At 68.5% G+C, this 14,017-nt stretch carries 14 protein-coding genes, 1 tRNA gene and 1 pseudogene; 15 read left to right on the top strand and 1 reads right to left on the bottom strand.

Translation table 11 applies throughout. The annotated features are described in order from the left end of the window. The first annotated feature begins 87 nt into the window (after positions 1 to 87). The 15 genes and pseudogenes from QQZ11_RS00970 (at position 88) to QQZ11_RS00900 (ending at position 13,537) form a co-directional block, all read left to right on the top strand. On the top strand, positions 88 to 1,242 hold the full coding sequence (locus tag QQZ11_RS00970; RefSeq protein WP_051139702.1) for a peptidoglycan glycosyltransferase FtsW: 1,155 nt from the start codon (positions 88 to 90) through the stop codon (positions 1,240 to 1,242). A gap of 120 nt (positions 1,243 to 1,362) precedes the next feature. Continuing rightward, positions 1,363 to 2,481: an undecaprenyldiphospho-muramoylpentapeptide beta-N-acetylglucosaminyltransferase gene (gene murG, locus QQZ11_RS00965; protein ID WP_284550118.1), complete on the top strand. Its 1,119-nt coding sequence runs from the start codon at positions 1,363 to 1,365 to the stop codon at positions 2,479 to 2,481. Continuing rightward, a complete protein-coding gene (murC, locus tag QQZ11_RS00960; protein WP_284548191.1) occupies positions 2,468 to 3,880 on the top strand; it encodes a UDP-N-acetylmuramate--L-alanine ligase in 1,413 nt (470 codons plus the stop codon). Before murG ends, murC begins: the two co-directional genes overlap by 14 nt. After that, the gene (locus tag QQZ11_RS00955; RefSeq protein WP_284548189.1) at positions 3,880 to 4,614 is read left to right on the top strand and encodes a cell division protein FtsQ/DivIB; all 735 of its coding nucleotides are present in this window, start codon (positions 3,880 to 3,882) and stop codon (positions 4,612 to 4,614) included. Before murC ends, QQZ11_RS00955 begins: the two co-directional genes overlap by 1 nt. A gap of 218 nt (positions 4,615 to 4,832) precedes the next feature. Continuing rightward, positions 4,833 to 5,783 (top strand): annotated as a pseudogene (ftsZ, locus tag QQZ11_RS00950) (cell division protein FtsZ); the annotation flags it as partial. A gap of 247 nt (positions 5,784 to 6,030) precedes the next feature. Next, on the top strand, positions 6,031 to 6,843 hold the full coding sequence (locus tag QQZ11_RS00945; protein ID WP_284548187.1) for a polyphenol oxidase family protein: 813 nt from the start codon (positions 6,031 to 6,033) through the stop codon (positions 6,841 to 6,843). Positions 6,844 to 6,909: 66 nt separating this feature from the next. Next, positions 6,910 to 7,404 carry a cell division protein SepF gene (locus QQZ11_RS13580; protein ID WP_342395053.1) on the top strand — a complete coding sequence of 165 codons (495 nt, stop codon included), beginning with the start codon at positions 6,910 to 6,912 and terminating at the stop codon, positions 7,402 to 7,404. Between the two features lie 51 nt (positions 7,405 to 7,455). Further along, on the top strand, positions 7,456 to 7,746 hold the full coding sequence (locus QQZ11_RS00935) for a YggT family protein (RefSeq protein WP_022909746.1): 291 nt from the start codon (positions 7,456 to 7,458) through the stop codon (positions 7,744 to 7,746). A 164-nt stretch (positions 7,747 to 7,910) separates the two neighbouring features. Continuing rightward, positions 7,911 to 8,948 carry a DivIVA domain-containing protein gene (locus QQZ11_RS00930; RefSeq protein ID WP_284548186.1) on the top strand — a complete coding sequence of 346 codons (1,038 nt, stop codon included), beginning with the start codon at positions 7,911 to 7,913 and terminating at the stop codon, positions 8,946 to 8,948. A 173-nt stretch (positions 8,949 to 9,121) separates the two neighbouring features. Continuing rightward, positions 9,122 to 9,541, top strand: coding sequence for a TraR/DksA family transcriptional regulator (locus tag QQZ11_RS00925; protein ID WP_022909748.1), 420 nt, complete (start codon positions 9,122 to 9,124; stop codon positions 9,539 to 9,541). An 18-nt stretch (positions 9,542 to 9,559) separates the two neighbouring features. Next, positions 9,560 to 10,111: a signal peptidase II gene (gene lspA, locus QQZ11_RS00920; RefSeq protein ID WP_284548185.1), complete on the top strand. Its 552-nt coding sequence runs from the start codon at positions 9,560 to 9,562 to the stop codon at positions 10,109 to 10,111. Continuing rightward, the gene (locus QQZ11_RS00915; RefSeq protein ID WP_284548184.1) at positions 10,111 to 11,031 is read left to right on the top strand and encodes an RluA family pseudouridine synthase; all 921 of its coding nucleotides are present in this window, start codon (positions 10,111 to 10,113) and stop codon (positions 11,029 to 11,031) included. The genes lspA and QQZ11_RS00915 overlap by 1 nt, the downstream gene beginning before the upstream one ends. 74 nt (positions 11,032 to 11,105) lie before the next feature. Then, on the top strand, positions 11,106 to 12,527 hold the full coding sequence (gene pyk / locus QQZ11_RS00910) for a pyruvate kinase (protein WP_284548182.1): 1,422 nt from the start codon (positions 11,106 to 11,108) through the stop codon (positions 12,525 to 12,527). Positions 12,528 to 12,700: 173 nt separating this feature from the next. Continuing rightward, positions 12,701 to 12,786: transfer RNA gene (locus tag QQZ11_RS00905), tRNA-Leu, on the top strand. A gap of 112 nt (positions 12,787 to 12,898) precedes the next feature. Further along, entirely contained in the window at positions 12,899 to 13,537 is a 639-nt protein-coding gene (locus QQZ11_RS00900) for an ANTAR domain-containing response regulator (protein ID WP_022909752.1), read from the top strand. 48 nt (positions 13,538 to 13,585) lie between these two features. Here the strand turns inward: QQZ11_RS00900 and QQZ11_RS00895 are convergent, their stop codons facing one another. Next, positions 13,586 to 13,993 (bottom strand): PaaI family thioesterase, encoded by a 408-nt coding sequence (locus tag QQZ11_RS00895; RefSeq protein WP_284548180.1) that lies wholly within the window; start codon positions 13,991 to 13,993, stop codon positions 13,586 to 13,588. Positions 13,994 to 14,017 lie beyond the last annotated feature (24 nt).

The raw sequence follows: 14,017 nt of genomic DNA, 5'->3' as shown, positions 1-14,017 counted from the left end.
GCGACGACCACCCGCGAGCGGACGAAGGCACGCTCGGGTGGGTCCCGGCGCAGGCAAGGGGCCGTGTCGGCTCTCCTGGCCCAACCGATGTCGTCGTACTACCTGGTGTTGATCCCGGTGGTGCTGCTGGTGAGCATCGGACAGCTGATGAGTCTCAGTTCGTCCTCGGTCTACGCCCAGGCCATCTCGGGCACCCCCTACTACTTCGCCGTGCGGCAGATGGTCTTCCTCGCCGTCGGCATCCCCGTTGCCTGGTGGCTGAGTCGGCGCAGTGTCGGTTTCCTGTCGGGCATCGCGTGGCCGGCCATGGTGCTGTCGGTGGTGTTGTTGTTGACCCTGTTCACGCCGCTCGGGATCGAGAACAAGGGCAACCGGGCGTGGATCTCGCTGGGCGGGCTGGGCACCCTGCAGCCGGCCGAGTTCGCAAAGCTGGCCTCGGTGGTCTGGGCGGCCGCGGTGCTGCACAACAAGCAGAAGGTGCTCGACCAGCCCAAGCAGTTGCTGCCCCCGCTGCTGATCGGGTTCGGGGTGCCGATCCTGCTGATCCTGGCGGGCGGCGACCTCGGTACCGCCCTGGTGCTGGTCGCCATCTTCGCCTCCGTGCTGTGGCTGGTCGGCACACCGATGGTGATCATGGGCGGGTTGGGTACGGCCCTGGGCGGCGTGGTCGCCGTGTTGGTGCTGGCGAGCCAGAACCGCATGACCCGCATCATGAACTTCCTGGCGGGAACCTCGCACAACGACCCCACCGTCTCGCAGCAGCCGCTCAGCGCGGTCTACGCCCTCGCCACCGGTGGCTGGTTCGGGGTGGGACTCGGCGGGTCCCGGCAGAAGTGGGGAGGGCTGGCCGACGCCGCCCAGAACGACTACGTCTTCGCTGTGCTGGGTGAGGAACTGGGTCTCTTCGGAACCTTGTCGGTGATCGCGGCCTTCGCCGTGCTCTGTTACGGCGGCATCCGGATCGCGCAGCGGGCCGACACCTTGTTCGTGCGGGTGGTGGCCGGTGGGATCACCTGCTGGATCATGTTCCAGACCTTGATGAACATCGGGGTGGCCCTGAACGCACTGCCCGTGGTCGGGGTGCCACTGCCGTTCATCTCAGTGGGCGGTTCCGCCTTGCTGTCGAACCTGCTGGCGGCCGGTGTGCTGCTCGCCTGCGCGAGGCACGAACCCGCCGCCCGCAAGTGGATCGAGGCTGCGGCGTCGAAGAAGCGCCGGGTCACCCGCGTCGTCCCCAAGTGAGGCGCCCGGGCGCGACGACACCGCCCATGTCGACACCGCCGCGAGGACGAGGATCCGCGTGTCATCGCGCTGGTTTGGAATGATGGGTGAGGAACATCCGAGGAGAGGTTGGTGGACGACGTGCTGAACGTGGTGCTCGCCGGGGGAGGGACGGCCGGTCACACCTCCCCACTGATCGCGACCTCCGAGGTGCTTCGCGAACACGGGGTGACGTGCACCGCGATCGGTACGTCCCGGGGCCTGGAGACCAGGGTGATCCCGGCGGCGGGGCTCGAACTCGACCTGGTCACGCCTGTGCCACTGCCGAGGCGGCCCACCCTTGACCTGGCCAAACTCCCGTGGCGACTCGTCGGTTCCGTGCGCGAGGCGAGGGCGATCCTCAAGCGCAGGCGTGCCGACGTGCTCGTGGGTTTCGGCGGCTATGTGTCCATGCCTGCCTACCTCGCGGCCAGGGCCATGGGCATCCCCGTGGTCATCCACGAACAGAACGCCGTCCCGGGTCTGGCGAACCGGGTAGCTGCCCGGTTCGCGACGGTGTGTGCCGTCAGCTTTCCCGAGACCCCCCTGCCGCGCGCCCGCTTCATCGGCCTCCCGGTTCGCACGGCGATCTCCGACCTGGCCCGCGAGGACGGGGCCGGACGGTCGGCCCGCCGGGCCGAGGCGAGGCGTGACCTGGGTCTCGACCCCGACCGGCTCACGGTGTTGGTGAGCGGCGGATCCCAGGGCGCCCGCAGCATCAACACGGCCCTGCTGGGTGCCCGCGACCGACTGTTGGCGCAGGGCTGGCAGGTGCTGCACGTGTGGGGTCCCAAGAACTTCGCCGAGCACACCGAGGTGGTCACTGCCGAGTCGGGCGCCCGCTACGTCCCCGTGGCCTTCGTCGACCGCATGGAGCAGGCCTACGCCGCCGCCGACCTGATGATCGGACGATCGGGTGCGGGCACCGTCGTCGAGACGGCCGTGGTGGGACTGCCCGCCATCTTCGCCCCGCTGCCCCACGGCAACGGTGAGCAGGCCCGCAACGCCGCCAGCCTGGTGGCGGCACACGGAGCGGTGCTCGTCCCCGATCACGAACTCGACGGTGACAGGCTCGCCCACGAGGTCGAGGCCATCCTCGGCGACCCCGCTCGCCTCCAGCGGATGGCCAAGGCCGGGCCGGCGCTGATGCCGGCCGACTCGGCACGCACCCTGGCCGAGATCATCGAATCCGTCGCCGGAGGTGACCATGGCACTGCGTGAACCGATCGACGTGCAACCGCTCGAGAGTCTGGGACGGGTGCACTTCATCGCCATCGGCGGCGCCGGCATGAGCGGCATCGCGCAACTGTTCCACGCCAGGGGGGTGCAGGTCAGCGGTTCCGACCAGACGGATTCGTCCGTGCTCCGCCAACTCGCGGCCACCGGCATCCCCACCTTCGTCGGCCACGAGGCAGCGCAACTCGGTGACGCAGACACGGTGGTCGTCTCCTCGGCCATCAGGGAGACGAACCCCGAACTCGCCGAGGCGAGACGCCGAGGTCTGCGCGTGCTGCACCGGTCCGCCGCGCTGGCCAGCCTGATGCACGGCAAGGTCGGTGTGGCCATCGCTGGCACCCACGGCAAGACCACCACCACGGGCATGACCGCCGTGATGCTCGCCGCAGCCGACCTCGATCCGAGCTATGTGATCGGGTCACCCCTGGCCAGTTCCGGAACCAGCGCCCACCTGGGCACCGGTGACGTCTTCGTGGTCGAGGCGGACGAGTCGGACGGCTCCTTCCTGCAGTACCCGACCACGATCGCGGTGGTGACCAACGTCGAGGCCGACCATCTCGACAACTGGCAGACCCCGCAGGCCTACATCGACGGGTTCGTCCGGTTCGCCAGCCAGCCCGGCGTGGCCGTGCTGGTCGCCAACTCCGACGACCCAGGAGCGGCCGAGTTGGCCGATCGGGTGGAGGCGTTGGGCACCACCGTGGTGCGGTACGGCTCGGGGCCCGGGGAGGACGTCCGGCTCAGCGAGCTGGACTTCGAGGGCACCACCGCCTCGGGGGTGCTCGACCATGGGGGGTCCTCCGGGCGGATCCGGCTGCAGGTGCCGGGACGCTACAACCTCGAGAATGCCGCTGCCGCCTACGCGGTGGGCCGCCAGCTGGGCTGCAGCCATGAACAGTTGGTGGCCGGGGCCGCGGCCTTCACCGGCACGCTGAGGCGGTTCCAGCTGGTCGGCGAGAGCGGGGGAGTGCGGGTGTACGACGACTACGCCCATCACCCGACCGAACTGCGTGCCGCGCTCACGGCGGCCCGTCGGGCCGTCGGTGAGGGACGACTGATCGCCTGCTTCCAACCCCACCTCTACAGCCGGACCGCTGAGTTCGCCGACGAGTTCGGCGAGGCCCTGACCTTGGCTGACCTCGCGGTCGTGACGGACGTCTACGGTGCCCGTGAGGACCCGGTACCCGGTGTCAGCGGAAACCTGGTGGTGCAGGCCGGCCAGGCGCACGGAGGCGAGGTCAGTTACGTGCCCGACAAGCGTGACCTGCCCGGCTGGCTGGCCAGCCACAGTCGTCCGGGAGATCTCGTGATGACCTTGGGTGCGGGTGACGTCACCTTGGTCGGGCCCCTGCTGGTCGACCTGCTGCGCGAAGGCACCGCCTGATGGCCGATCGCAGCCGCGTGCCAGGTCTGGCCGACGCCAGGCCCGGCCTGCGACGGCGTCGTCGGCGCGCCCGCTGGCGCAGGGTTCGTCCGGTGGTGCTGGCCGGCGTCGGGTTGGGACTGGCCGTCGTGCTGGCCGTGGTGGTCTGGTTCACCCCGGTCTTCTCGGTTCGGGAGGTTCGCATCGAGGGCACCCGGTTGCTGACCTCCACCCAGGTCGAGTCCCGGGCGAGGGTGCCCGTGGGCCAGCCCCTCGCGCAGGTCAGGCTGCAACAGATCTCCGACCGCGTGGCAACGCTTCCCGAGGTGGAGTCGGTGAGCACCACCCGCCGGTGGCCCTCGGCGGTCCAGGTGGTCGTCACCGAACGGACCGCCCGGGTGCAGCGCATCAACGGTTCCACCTACCAGTGGGTCGACGGCTCGGGGGTGGTGTTCCACACCCAGACCCAGCGCGATCCGCGCCTGGTCGTGGTGAACACCACCGACACCGACCGTCGACTGCTCGGCGACCTGGCCACCGTGGCGCAGTCCCTCACCCCGCGGTTGCGGAGCGAGGTGACCGGCATGAAGGCCCAGAGCCCCGACACCATCACGGTGGTGTTGAGGGGCGGACGATCGGTGGTCTGGGGCAGCGCCGAGGAGTCGGCGACCAAGGCCCAGGTGGCGACCGCGTTGCTGCAGGTCAAGGCCACCGTCTACGACGTCTCGTCACCGGCCAATCCGACCAGTCGCTGAGCCGCTCCCCAGCCCCGTCGGATCGACCCTTGACCACCGCTTGAGGGTTCCCCCTCAGCCCAGTGCTGTGTTGGACACCGTTTCGAGCGCGCCCCTAGCCTGAGAACCGACAACGCTGAGGGTGACACGTAAGGTCGTGTGAATCCCGGTCCTGCGCCTGCAGGGCAGGCGAACTTCGTGACAAGAGCTCGCAAGGCAACCAAGTGAGGCGGACTTCCGTGGCAAGTGCAGGGCAGAACTACCTGGCTGTGATCAAGGTGGTCGGTGTTGGCGGTGGCGGCGTGAACGCCGTGAACCGCATGATCGATGCCGGCCTGAAGGGTGTTGAGTTCATCGCGATCAACACCGACGCCCAGGCTCTGCTGATGAGCGACGCCGACGTGAAGCTCGACGTGGGCCGTGAGCTGACGCGCGGTCTCGGCGCCGGCGCCGATCCCGACAAGGGCAGGCAGGCAGCCGAGGATCATGCCGAGGACATCGAGGAGACCCTCAAGGGGGCCGACATGGTGTTCGTGACCGCCGGCGAGGGAGGTGGCACCGGAACCGGTGGCGCACCCGTGGTCGCCAAGATCGCCCGCTCGCTCGGTGCGCTGACCATCGGCGTCGTCACCCGCCCGTTCGGGTTCGAGGGCAAGCGTCGCGCCACCCAGGCCGAGACCGGTATCGCCGCGCTGCGCGAAGAGGTCGACACCCTCATCGTGATCCCCAACGACAAGCTGCTGCAGATGACCGACCACCAGGTCGCGATCCTTGATGCCTTCAAGCAGGCCGACACGGTGTTGTTGCAGGGCGTCCAGGGCATCACCGACCTGATCACGACCCCCGGGCTGATCAACCTGGACTTCGCCGACGTGAAGTCGATCATGTCGAATGCGGGGTCGGCCCTGATGGGCATCGGGTCGGCCCGCGGTGAGGACCGCGCCCGCGCCGCTGCCGAGATGGCCATCAGCTCGCCGCTGCTCGAGGCCAGCATCGACGGTGCCCACGGCGTGCTGCTCTCCATCGCCGGTGGTTCCGACCTCGGTCTCTTCGAGGTCTCGAATGCCGCCAACCTGATCGAGGCGGCCGCACACGACGAGGCCAACATCATCTTCGGTACCGTGATCGACGACTCGCTCGGCGACGAGGTGCGGGTGACCGTGATCGCCGCCGGCTTCGACGGCGGGCAGCCCCCCAAGCGGCAGCCCGGAGTGCAGCGTCGCGAGCCCCGCCAGCAGCCCGAGGCCCCGGTCGGTGTGACCCAGACCCTGAACCCGATCACCGGCCAGCCGCTGCAGTCGCGCCCGCAGCAGCAGGCCCCGGTGCAGTCGCAGTTCCAGACCCAGCAGGCGCCGGTGGCTCCCCGTCCCGCACCGACCGCACCCCGGCCGGCCGACGACGATGACCTCGACGTTCCCGACTTCATGAAGTGAGCCCGTGTTCCGTGTGCTGATCAGCCCCGACGCCAATGCCGGCGTCGGGGCTTGTTTCACCGACCGCCACGGTGGTGTGACGCCCGGCGACCTCGGCTCACTCAACCTCGGTCGGACCGACGTCGACCAGGTGAGCCACGTCGAGGCCAACTTCGAGCGCGTGCGTCGCGCCATCGGCGGACCCACCCTGGTCACCCTGTCGCAGGTGCACTCGTCCGACGTCGTGGTGGTCGACGACTCCTTCCTCTCCGGCTGGGGGCCCCGCTCCCACCTCGGATCGCCCGGGGCAGTGGCGCCCCTGTCGTCCGCCGACGCCATGGTCACGACCCGCGCCGACGTGGCCCTGGTGATCAGGGTGGCGGACTGCGTCCCCGTGCTCCTCGCCGACCCGACGGCCGGAGTGCTGGGTGCCCTGCACGCCGGGCGGGAGGGCTACCTCGGTGGTGTGGTGACCCACACCGTCGAGGCGATGCGTGACCTGGGTGCCAGCGACATCGTCGCCTGGGTCGGGCCGCACATCTGCGGCCGCTGCTACGAGGTCGACGAGGCGATGGCCGACCGGGTGGCATCGTCCCACCCCCACGTGGTGGTGGCCTCACGCTGGGGTACCAGGGCTCTCGACCTGGGCGCCGGGGTGGAGCAGGAACTGGTCGACCAGGGCGTGACCGCCGTCAGACTGGACCCCTGCACTCTGACCACGCCCGAACTGCACTCGCACCGCCGTGACGGGGCCGACGCCGGACGGTTCGCCGGCATCATTTGGCGCGTGTCGGGTGTTGCGTCGACCGGCGTGCCGGGGGCAGCAGGTACGGTGTAGGCGATCCGACTTCCCCGTCCGTCAGGGCTGGAGGTCCAGGGGCGACAACTTGTGGAGGCTGGACGCATGTCTTTTCTGAGGAACACGGCTGAGTGGCTCGGTCTGGTGCAGACCGACCGGTACGCCGGTACCCACGATGACGACGACTACGCCGAGATCACCCAGGCCGTCGACCACCGTGGGGCCGAGGACGAGCTGTCGACCATCACCCCCATCCACCGCAACCCGAGCACCCGGGAGGTCTCCGTGTCCGGTCACGAGTCCGAGCAGAAGATCGCCGACCTGACCCGCATCATCACGATCCATCCGCGCACCTACAACGAGGCCCGCACCATCGGCGAGCACTTCCGTGACGGTGTGCCGGTGATCATGAACCTCTCCGACATGGAGGACGCGGACGCCAAGCGCCTGGTCGATTTCGCGGCCGGACTGATCTTTGGCCTGCATGGCACGATTGAGCGCGTCACCTCGAAGGTGTTCCTGCTCTCGCCGAAGAACGTCAACGTTCGCGCCGAGGACAAGGAACGCATCGCCTCGAGTGGCTTCTTCAACCAGAGCTGACTGCTCGCCCCGCGGGGTCGTTCGGTCGGATGATCCGTGGAGGTCTGATTCGTGCAGGTCGTCGGAGTGGTGCTCGCGTGGGCACTGCAGATCTACATGTTCCTGTTCTTCGTCCGCATGATCCTGTCGTTCATTCCCGCGCTCAGCCCCTCGTTCACCCCACGGGGTGTGATCCTGGTCGTCTTCGAGGTCGTCTACACCCTGACCGACCCACCCATCCGCTTCTTCGAACGATTCCTGCCCCCCTTGCGGGTGGGCCAGGTGGCCTTCTCGCTGGGGTTCATGGCGGCGTGGTTGTCCTTGCTGATCGCACAGCGACTGGTGACCGCGATCTTCTTCTGAGGGCTGTCTCAACTTCTGCTTGAACGTGTCTGGCGGCCAGTGGTGTGGCGTTCAACCCGTGCAGTAGCCTGATCGGGATCGCTTGTGCGCGCTCACCCCCGCAGGCCAACCCTTGGGTGTCCCGGCCGGGGTGCGCTGCATCCCCCGAGAGTTTGGAGACAACCATGACGATGACCTTGGACGAGGTCAACCAGATTCGGTTCCCCATGGCCCGGCGCCCCAACGAGGGCTACCGCGCGCAGGAGGTGGACGAATTCGTTGATCGGGTGGTCGCCACATTCCAGTCGATGCACGAGGAGGCCGATCGGGCCAAGGCCCAGGTCGAGGCGCTCAAGGCCGACCAGGCCGGTGTTGCCCACGAGCCCTCGGGCCAGGTCGACCAGGCCTTGGTCGAGGAGAACGACCGACTCAAGGCCGAGGTCGCCGAGCTCCGTGCCCGCGCCGAGCGCGCCGAGGCGGCCCTCGCTGCCACCCAGGGATCTGACACCCATGACACGGGCAATGCCGAACTCGAGGTCCTGCGTCAGCGCAACGCCGAGTTGGAGCAGCGCACCAGCGACCTGGATCGTCAGCTCGCCGAGGCCCGCGAGTCGGCCGAGTCCCGCCAGTCGGCAGAGGCTGTCGCCGAGGGTCAGGTTCAGCACGGCACCGGCAAGCTGGAGCGCCTGGTGGTGACCACCAGCACCGATGCGAGCCCCGCGGTCATCCGGTTGGTGCAGCTGGCCACCGAGCAGGCCGAGGGCGTCGTCGCCGACGCCCAGCGCGATGCCGAGGGCATGCGCAACGAGGCTGCGGCCGACGCCAAGCAGACTCGTGACGAGGCCGACGCCTACGCCGCCGAGACCACCAAGGCCGCGGACGCCAAGGCCGAGCAGATCACCGCGGAGGCCACGTCGAACGCCGACTCACTGGTGGCCGCCGCCCGCGCGAACGCCGAACAGGTCGAGGTGGACGCCAAGAACCGCCGCACCGAGTTGTTCCAGACGCTGGAGTCGGAGCGCGACGAGTTCGCCGGCAAGGTCGACCAGCTCAAGGCCTGGGAGTCCGACTACCGCAGCTCCTTGACCCAGCACCTGCGCTCGCAGGCCGAGGCGCTCGAGTCCGGGCAGTTCCAGCCCGGCGGCAACGCCGCCCTGCTGGGCGACGAGCGGTCGGCTTCCGCCACCCCCCGTTTGGACGCCCTGCTCGCCCAGAAGCAGTGACCCCCACCAGGTGACAGACTCGGCCCCGTTCCGCAGGGAACGGGGCCGATCACCGTCCGGGTGAAGGGGTGCGTGTCGGTCAGCCGCCACCTGCCCTTGACCTGCGCCGTGGGTGGTGTAGCCTTCACTCTCCGCGCCCCGACGGGCGCGGCTGACTCAGAGAGGATTCGGCCATGACCAGCAAGGCGAAGTCCACCGCGGTGACTCTTCCCGTCCGTGACGGCGAAGAGCCGTGGACAGAGGCTGAAATCGCGGAGGTGCGCGATGAACTGGTCGCCGAGATCGCGCAGCTCAACAAGAAGATCCGCCAGCACGAGGAGGAGCTGGCCGACATCCTCAAGGAGGGCAGCGACGGAGCTGGTCGCGATCCCGCCGACGTCGGCTCGTCCAACTTCGAGCGCGACCAAGAGCTGTCGCTGGCGCAGAACTCTCGCGAGATGCTCGACCAGGCACAGCTGGCCCTGCGCTTGTTCGACTCGGGTGACTACGGGCTGTGCGAGAACTGTGGCAACCCGATCGGCAAGGCCCGGTTGCAGGCGTTCCCGCGTGCGACCATGTGCGTCACCTGCAAGCAGCGCTCCGAGCGTCGCTGAGCGCGTGGGGCACTGAGCTTGTCTGATCCTGAGCTCGTCGACCCCGGTGGATCGCGCAAGGTTCGTCCCCGGGTTCTCCTGGCAGTGATCGCGGTGCTACTGCTGGTGACCGACCAGATCACCAAGCAGGTGGCTCTGACCCATCTCGACCCGCGTGACCCACCCGAGTTCCTCGGCGGATTCTTCCGCCTGTGGCTGGTGTTCAACCCAGGAGCAGCCTTCTCCTTGGGCACCTCCTCGACGCTGTTCTTCTCCATTCTCGCGATGGTGGTGCTGGCGCTGCTCGTGTTCGTCATCGCGCCGCGCGTCAGGAGCGTGGGAATGGCGGTGGTCGTCGGTCTGGGCATCGCGGGGGTGGGTGGCAACTTCATCGACCGGGTGGTGCGCGATCCCTCCCCCTTCCGGGGGCACGTGATCGACTTCCTCTCCTTCGGTACCTTCCCGGTCTTCAACGTCGCCGACATGTGTCTCACCTCGGCGGCTGGCCTGATGATCCTGTTGTCCCTGCGCCCCCACCCTCGTGAGCAGGCAGCCAGACCCGTTGACCACGTCTCGTCGGGGCGGCCCTGATGGCGGTCATGCTGGTTCCCGACGGTCTGGCCGGGGAGCGGATCGACGCCGCCGCTGCGCGGATGACCGGACTCTCGCGATCCCGGGTGGCCGACCTGATCACGGCCGGTGGGGTGGTGCTGGCAGGAATGCCGGTCGAGAAGGCCTCCGTCAAGGTGGTCGGCGGCGAGTTGCTCGAGATCGATCTCGCCAGCCCGGCCCGCAGCGCGACGATCACCCCACAGATGGTCGAGGGGGTGCGCATCGTCCACGACGACGCCGACATCGTGGTGGTCGACAAGCCGGTCGGCGTGGCTGCCCATCCCTCCGTGGGGTGGGAGGGTCCCTCGGTCGTCGAGCACCTCGCCGGGGCCGGGTTCCGCATCTCGACGAGTGGGGCCGCGGAGCGGCAGGGGATCGTCCAACGCCTCGACGTGGGCACGTCGGGGCTGATGGTGGTGGCCAAGTCGGAGCGGGCCTACACCGTGCTCAAGCAGGCATTCCGTGACCGGACCGTCGACAAGACCTACCACGCCTTGGTGCAGGGCCACCCCGACCCCTTCGAGGGGACCATCGACGCGCCCATCGGTCGCCACCCGCACCACGACTGGAAGATGGCGGTGATGGAGGGCGGGCGTCGATCCATCACCCACTACCAGACGATCGAGGCCTTCCGGTCGGCGACCCTGCTCGAGATCCACCTCGAGACGGGCCGCACCCACCAGATCCGCGTGCACATGAGTGCCCTGCACCACCCCTGCGTCGGGGACCCCCTCTACGGCTCCGACCCCGTGCTGGCCGCCCGGCTGGGACTGGATCGGCAGTGGCTGCATGCCCACAAACTGGGCTTCGTGCACCCCACCGAGGGCGACTGGGTCGAGTTCGTCTCGCCCTATCCGGACGACCTGCAGAGGGCACTCGACACCATCGCCGCCGGCTGACGGCAGCGCCAACGCTGGGCAGCCATTCGGTGAACCCGTTCTTGGGCCCCAGCGGTCTCGGGTAGGTTGTGCCTGTGCGTAGAGCAAAGATCGTGTGCACGCTGGGCCCGGCTGTCGAGTCGCCCGAGCGTATGGAAGAACTGGTCGCCGCGGGGATGAACGTCGCCCGCCTGAACATGAGCCACGGGGATTACTCCGAGCATGAGAACCGGCTCAATCTCACCCGGGCCGCGGCGAAGGCCGCCGGCAAGCGGGTGGCGGTACTCGCCGACCTGCAGGGCCCCAAGATCCGCCTGGGCAAGTTCGAGGGCGGTGAGAAGCACTACCTCGAGGTCGGCCAGAAGTTCACCATCACCACCGACGACATCGAGGGAACGGTCGAGCGTTGCTCCACCACCTTCAAGGGCCTTCCCGGTGACGTGAAGCCCGGCGACCTGCTGCTGATCGACGACGGCAAGGTCATGCTGAAGGCGATCGAGGTCACCGACACCGACGTCATCTGTGAGACCGTCGTCCCCGGCCCCGTCAGCAACAACAAGGGAATCAACCTTCCCGGGGTTGCCGTCAGCGTGCCCGCCCTGAGCGACAAGGATGAGGCCGATCTCCGCTGGGCGCTGGGCAAGGGTGTCGACATGGTCGCGCTGTCCTTCGTCCGCTCTGCCGACGACGTCACCCGGGTGCACGAGATCATGGACGAGGTGGGCCGCCGTGTGCCCGTCATCGCCAAGCTCGAGAAGCCCCAGGCGGTGCAGAACCTCGACTCCATCGTCGACGCCTTCGACGCCGTCATGGTCGCCCGCGGTGACCTCGGCGTGGAACTGCCCCTCGAAGAGGTGCCGCTGGTGCAGAAGCGCATCGTCAACCAGGCGCGCCGCTGGGCCAAGCCCGTCATCGTCGCCACCCAGATGCTCGAGTCGATGATCGACAACCCGCGCCCGACCCGCGCCGAGGCCTCCGACGTGGCCAACGCGGTGCTCGACGGTGCCGACGCGGTCATGCTCTCGGGTGAGACCTCGGTGGGCAAGTTCCCGATCGTCACCGTGCAGACCATGGCCCGGATCGTCGAGAACACCGAGACCCACGGTCTCGACCAGATCCAGGAACTCGAGTGGGATCCGCACACCACCGGTGGTGTGGTCGTGATGGCCGCCTACGACGTGGCGAAGCGGCTCGACGCCAAGTTGCTGGTCGCGCTCACCAAGTCCGGTGACACCGCACGTCGTCTGGCCCGACTGCGCCCCACCATTCCCATGGTGGCCTTCACCCCCGACGAGGACACCTGCCAGCGGATGATGCTGTCGTGGGGCGTGCAGACGGTGCTGACCCCGTCCTACGACGACAAGGACGAGGCCGTCGCCCACATCAACGACGTGCTGCTGCAGCAGGGCCTCGTGCAGGTCGGGGACAGGGTGCTGATCGTCTCCGGTTCACCGATGGGTGTGCCCGGCAAGACCAACGCCCTGCGCGTGCACCGCATCACCGAGCCGCAGGCCTGACAACCACGCTGACACCCACAACCACGCTGACACCCTGACGGCGACCATGACACCAGGGTCCGTCAGCGGGACGACTGAAGGGCGGCGCCCCCACCTCGGGGGGGGCGCCGCCCTCGTCGTGGGGCCGGAATGCCTCACCCCTCCAGGTGTGGCTACAATCGTCCATGCTGCTCGCCCGGGTGGCGGAATGGCATACGCGGACGGCTCAAACCCGTCTGGTCGAAAGACCGTAGGGGTTCGACTCCCCTCCCGGGCACCACGGATCGTCCGCACGTTCAATCGGCGCCCGACCCGGGCGTCGGGCAGTAGTGTCGGGCGCAGTGCGCCCCCTCGCCACACGAGTGGGTGCCAGGAACAGAGGAGCAAGCATCGTGGCTGAGCCGAGCACCACCACCCCGCAGCGTCCCCGTCCCAGGGTGTTGGTCGCCGAGGACGAGGCCCTCATCCGGATGGACCTGGTGGAACTGCTCACCGACGAGGGATACGACGTCGTCGGTCAGGCCGGCGACGGCCAGCAGGCCCTTGAGCTGGCCCGTGAACTCGAGCCCGACCTGGTCGTGATGGACGTGAAGATGCCCGTCATGGACGGGATCACCGCTGCCGAGAAGATCGCCGAGGAGCGCATCGCCCCGGTGGTCATGCTGACCGCCTTCAGCCAGCGTGACCTGGTTGAACGGGCCCGTGAGGCCGGCGCCATGGCCTACGTGGTGAAGCCGTTCGACGCCTCCGACGTGGTGCCCGCCATCGAGATCGCGATGGGGCGGTTCCAGGAGATCCGCTCGATCGAGGACGAGGTCGCTGACCTCGAGGACAGACTGGCCTCCCGCAAGGCCATCGACCAGGCCAAGGGACTGCTGCAGGAGGCTCTCGACCTGTCTGAAGCCGAGGCCTTCCGCTGGATCCAGAAGACCGCCATGGACATGCGCAAGTCGATGCGTGAGGTGGCCGAAGGGGTCATCACTCAGTTCTCGAAGTCGAAGGCCAAGGCCAGGACGAAGTCCGACGACTGAGGCCACGGGCACCTCACCACGGTCACCGGCCCGGGCCCTCCTGTCGGCTCAGCCCATCTGGACGAACTGACAGGTCAATCGGCCGGTGGCAACCCTGCGGTGGTTCTCGTCGGTGATCACCACTTCCCAACTGGTGGTGGTGCGGCCCACGTGCAGCGGTAATGCGGTGCCCGTCACCCAACCGGACCGGACGGGCCGGTGGTGGGTCACACTGAGGTCAACCCCCACCGCTGCCTTCCCCTGTTCCCGCGCGTGGGCGAAGGCCCCCAACGAGGCGAGGGTCTCGACCACCACCGCCGATGCGCCCCCGTGCCACAGTCCCATCGGTTGGGTGTTGCCGGCGACGGGGTAGCGGGCCACCACCCGCTGCGCGGACAGTTCGACCAGTTCGATCCCCATCCGGTCGTCGAGGGCGCTGTGGTAGTGGTCGGCCCACTCGGGCAACGTCGGCGTCATGCGCCGAGGCTAGTGGCTGGGCCT

Origin of the sequence: Aestuariimicrobium sp. T2.26MG-19.2B (assembly GCF_950101875.1) — a bacterium.
Classification (GTDB): Bacteria; Actinomycetota; Actinomycetes; order Propionibacteriales; family Propionibacteriaceae; genus Aestuariimicrobium; species Aestuariimicrobium kwangyangense.
This window is presented reverse-complemented; position numbering and strand designations above follow the sequence as displayed.

Bases quoted from the DNA above. Each gene is read 5' to 3' on its own strand.
- QQZ11_RS00970 (WP_051139702.1), top strand. From the start codon at position 88: ATGTCGTCGTACTACCTGGTGTTGATCCCGGTGGTGCTGCTGGTGAGC.
- murC (WP_284548191.1), top strand. From the start codon at position 2,468: ATGGCACTGCGTGAACCGATCGACGTGCAACCGCTCGAGAGTCTGGGA.
- QQZ11_RS00955 (WP_284548189.1), top strand. From the start codon at position 3,880: ATGGCCGATCGCAGCCGCGTGCCAGGTCTGGCCGACGCCAGGCCCGGC.
- QQZ11_RS13580 (WP_342395053.1), top strand. From the start codon at position 6,910: ATGTCTTTTCTGAGGAACACGGCTGAGTGGCTCGGTCTGGTGCAGACC.
- QQZ11_RS00930 (WP_284548186.1), top strand. From the start codon at position 7,911: ATGACGATGACCTTGGACGAGGTCAACCAGATTCGGTTCCCCATGGCC.
- QQZ11_RS00925 (WP_022909748.1), top strand. From the start codon at position 9,122: ATGACCAGCAAGGCGAAGTCCACCGCGGTGACTCTTCCCGTCCGTGAC.
- QQZ11_RS00915 (WP_284548184.1), top strand. From the start codon at position 10,111: ATGGCGGTCATGCTGGTTCCCGACGGTCTGGCCGGGGAGCGGATCGAC.
- QQZ11_RS00895 (WP_284548180.1), bottom strand. From the start codon at position 13,993: ATGACGCCGACGTTGCCCGAGTGGGCCGACCACTACCACAGCGCCCTC.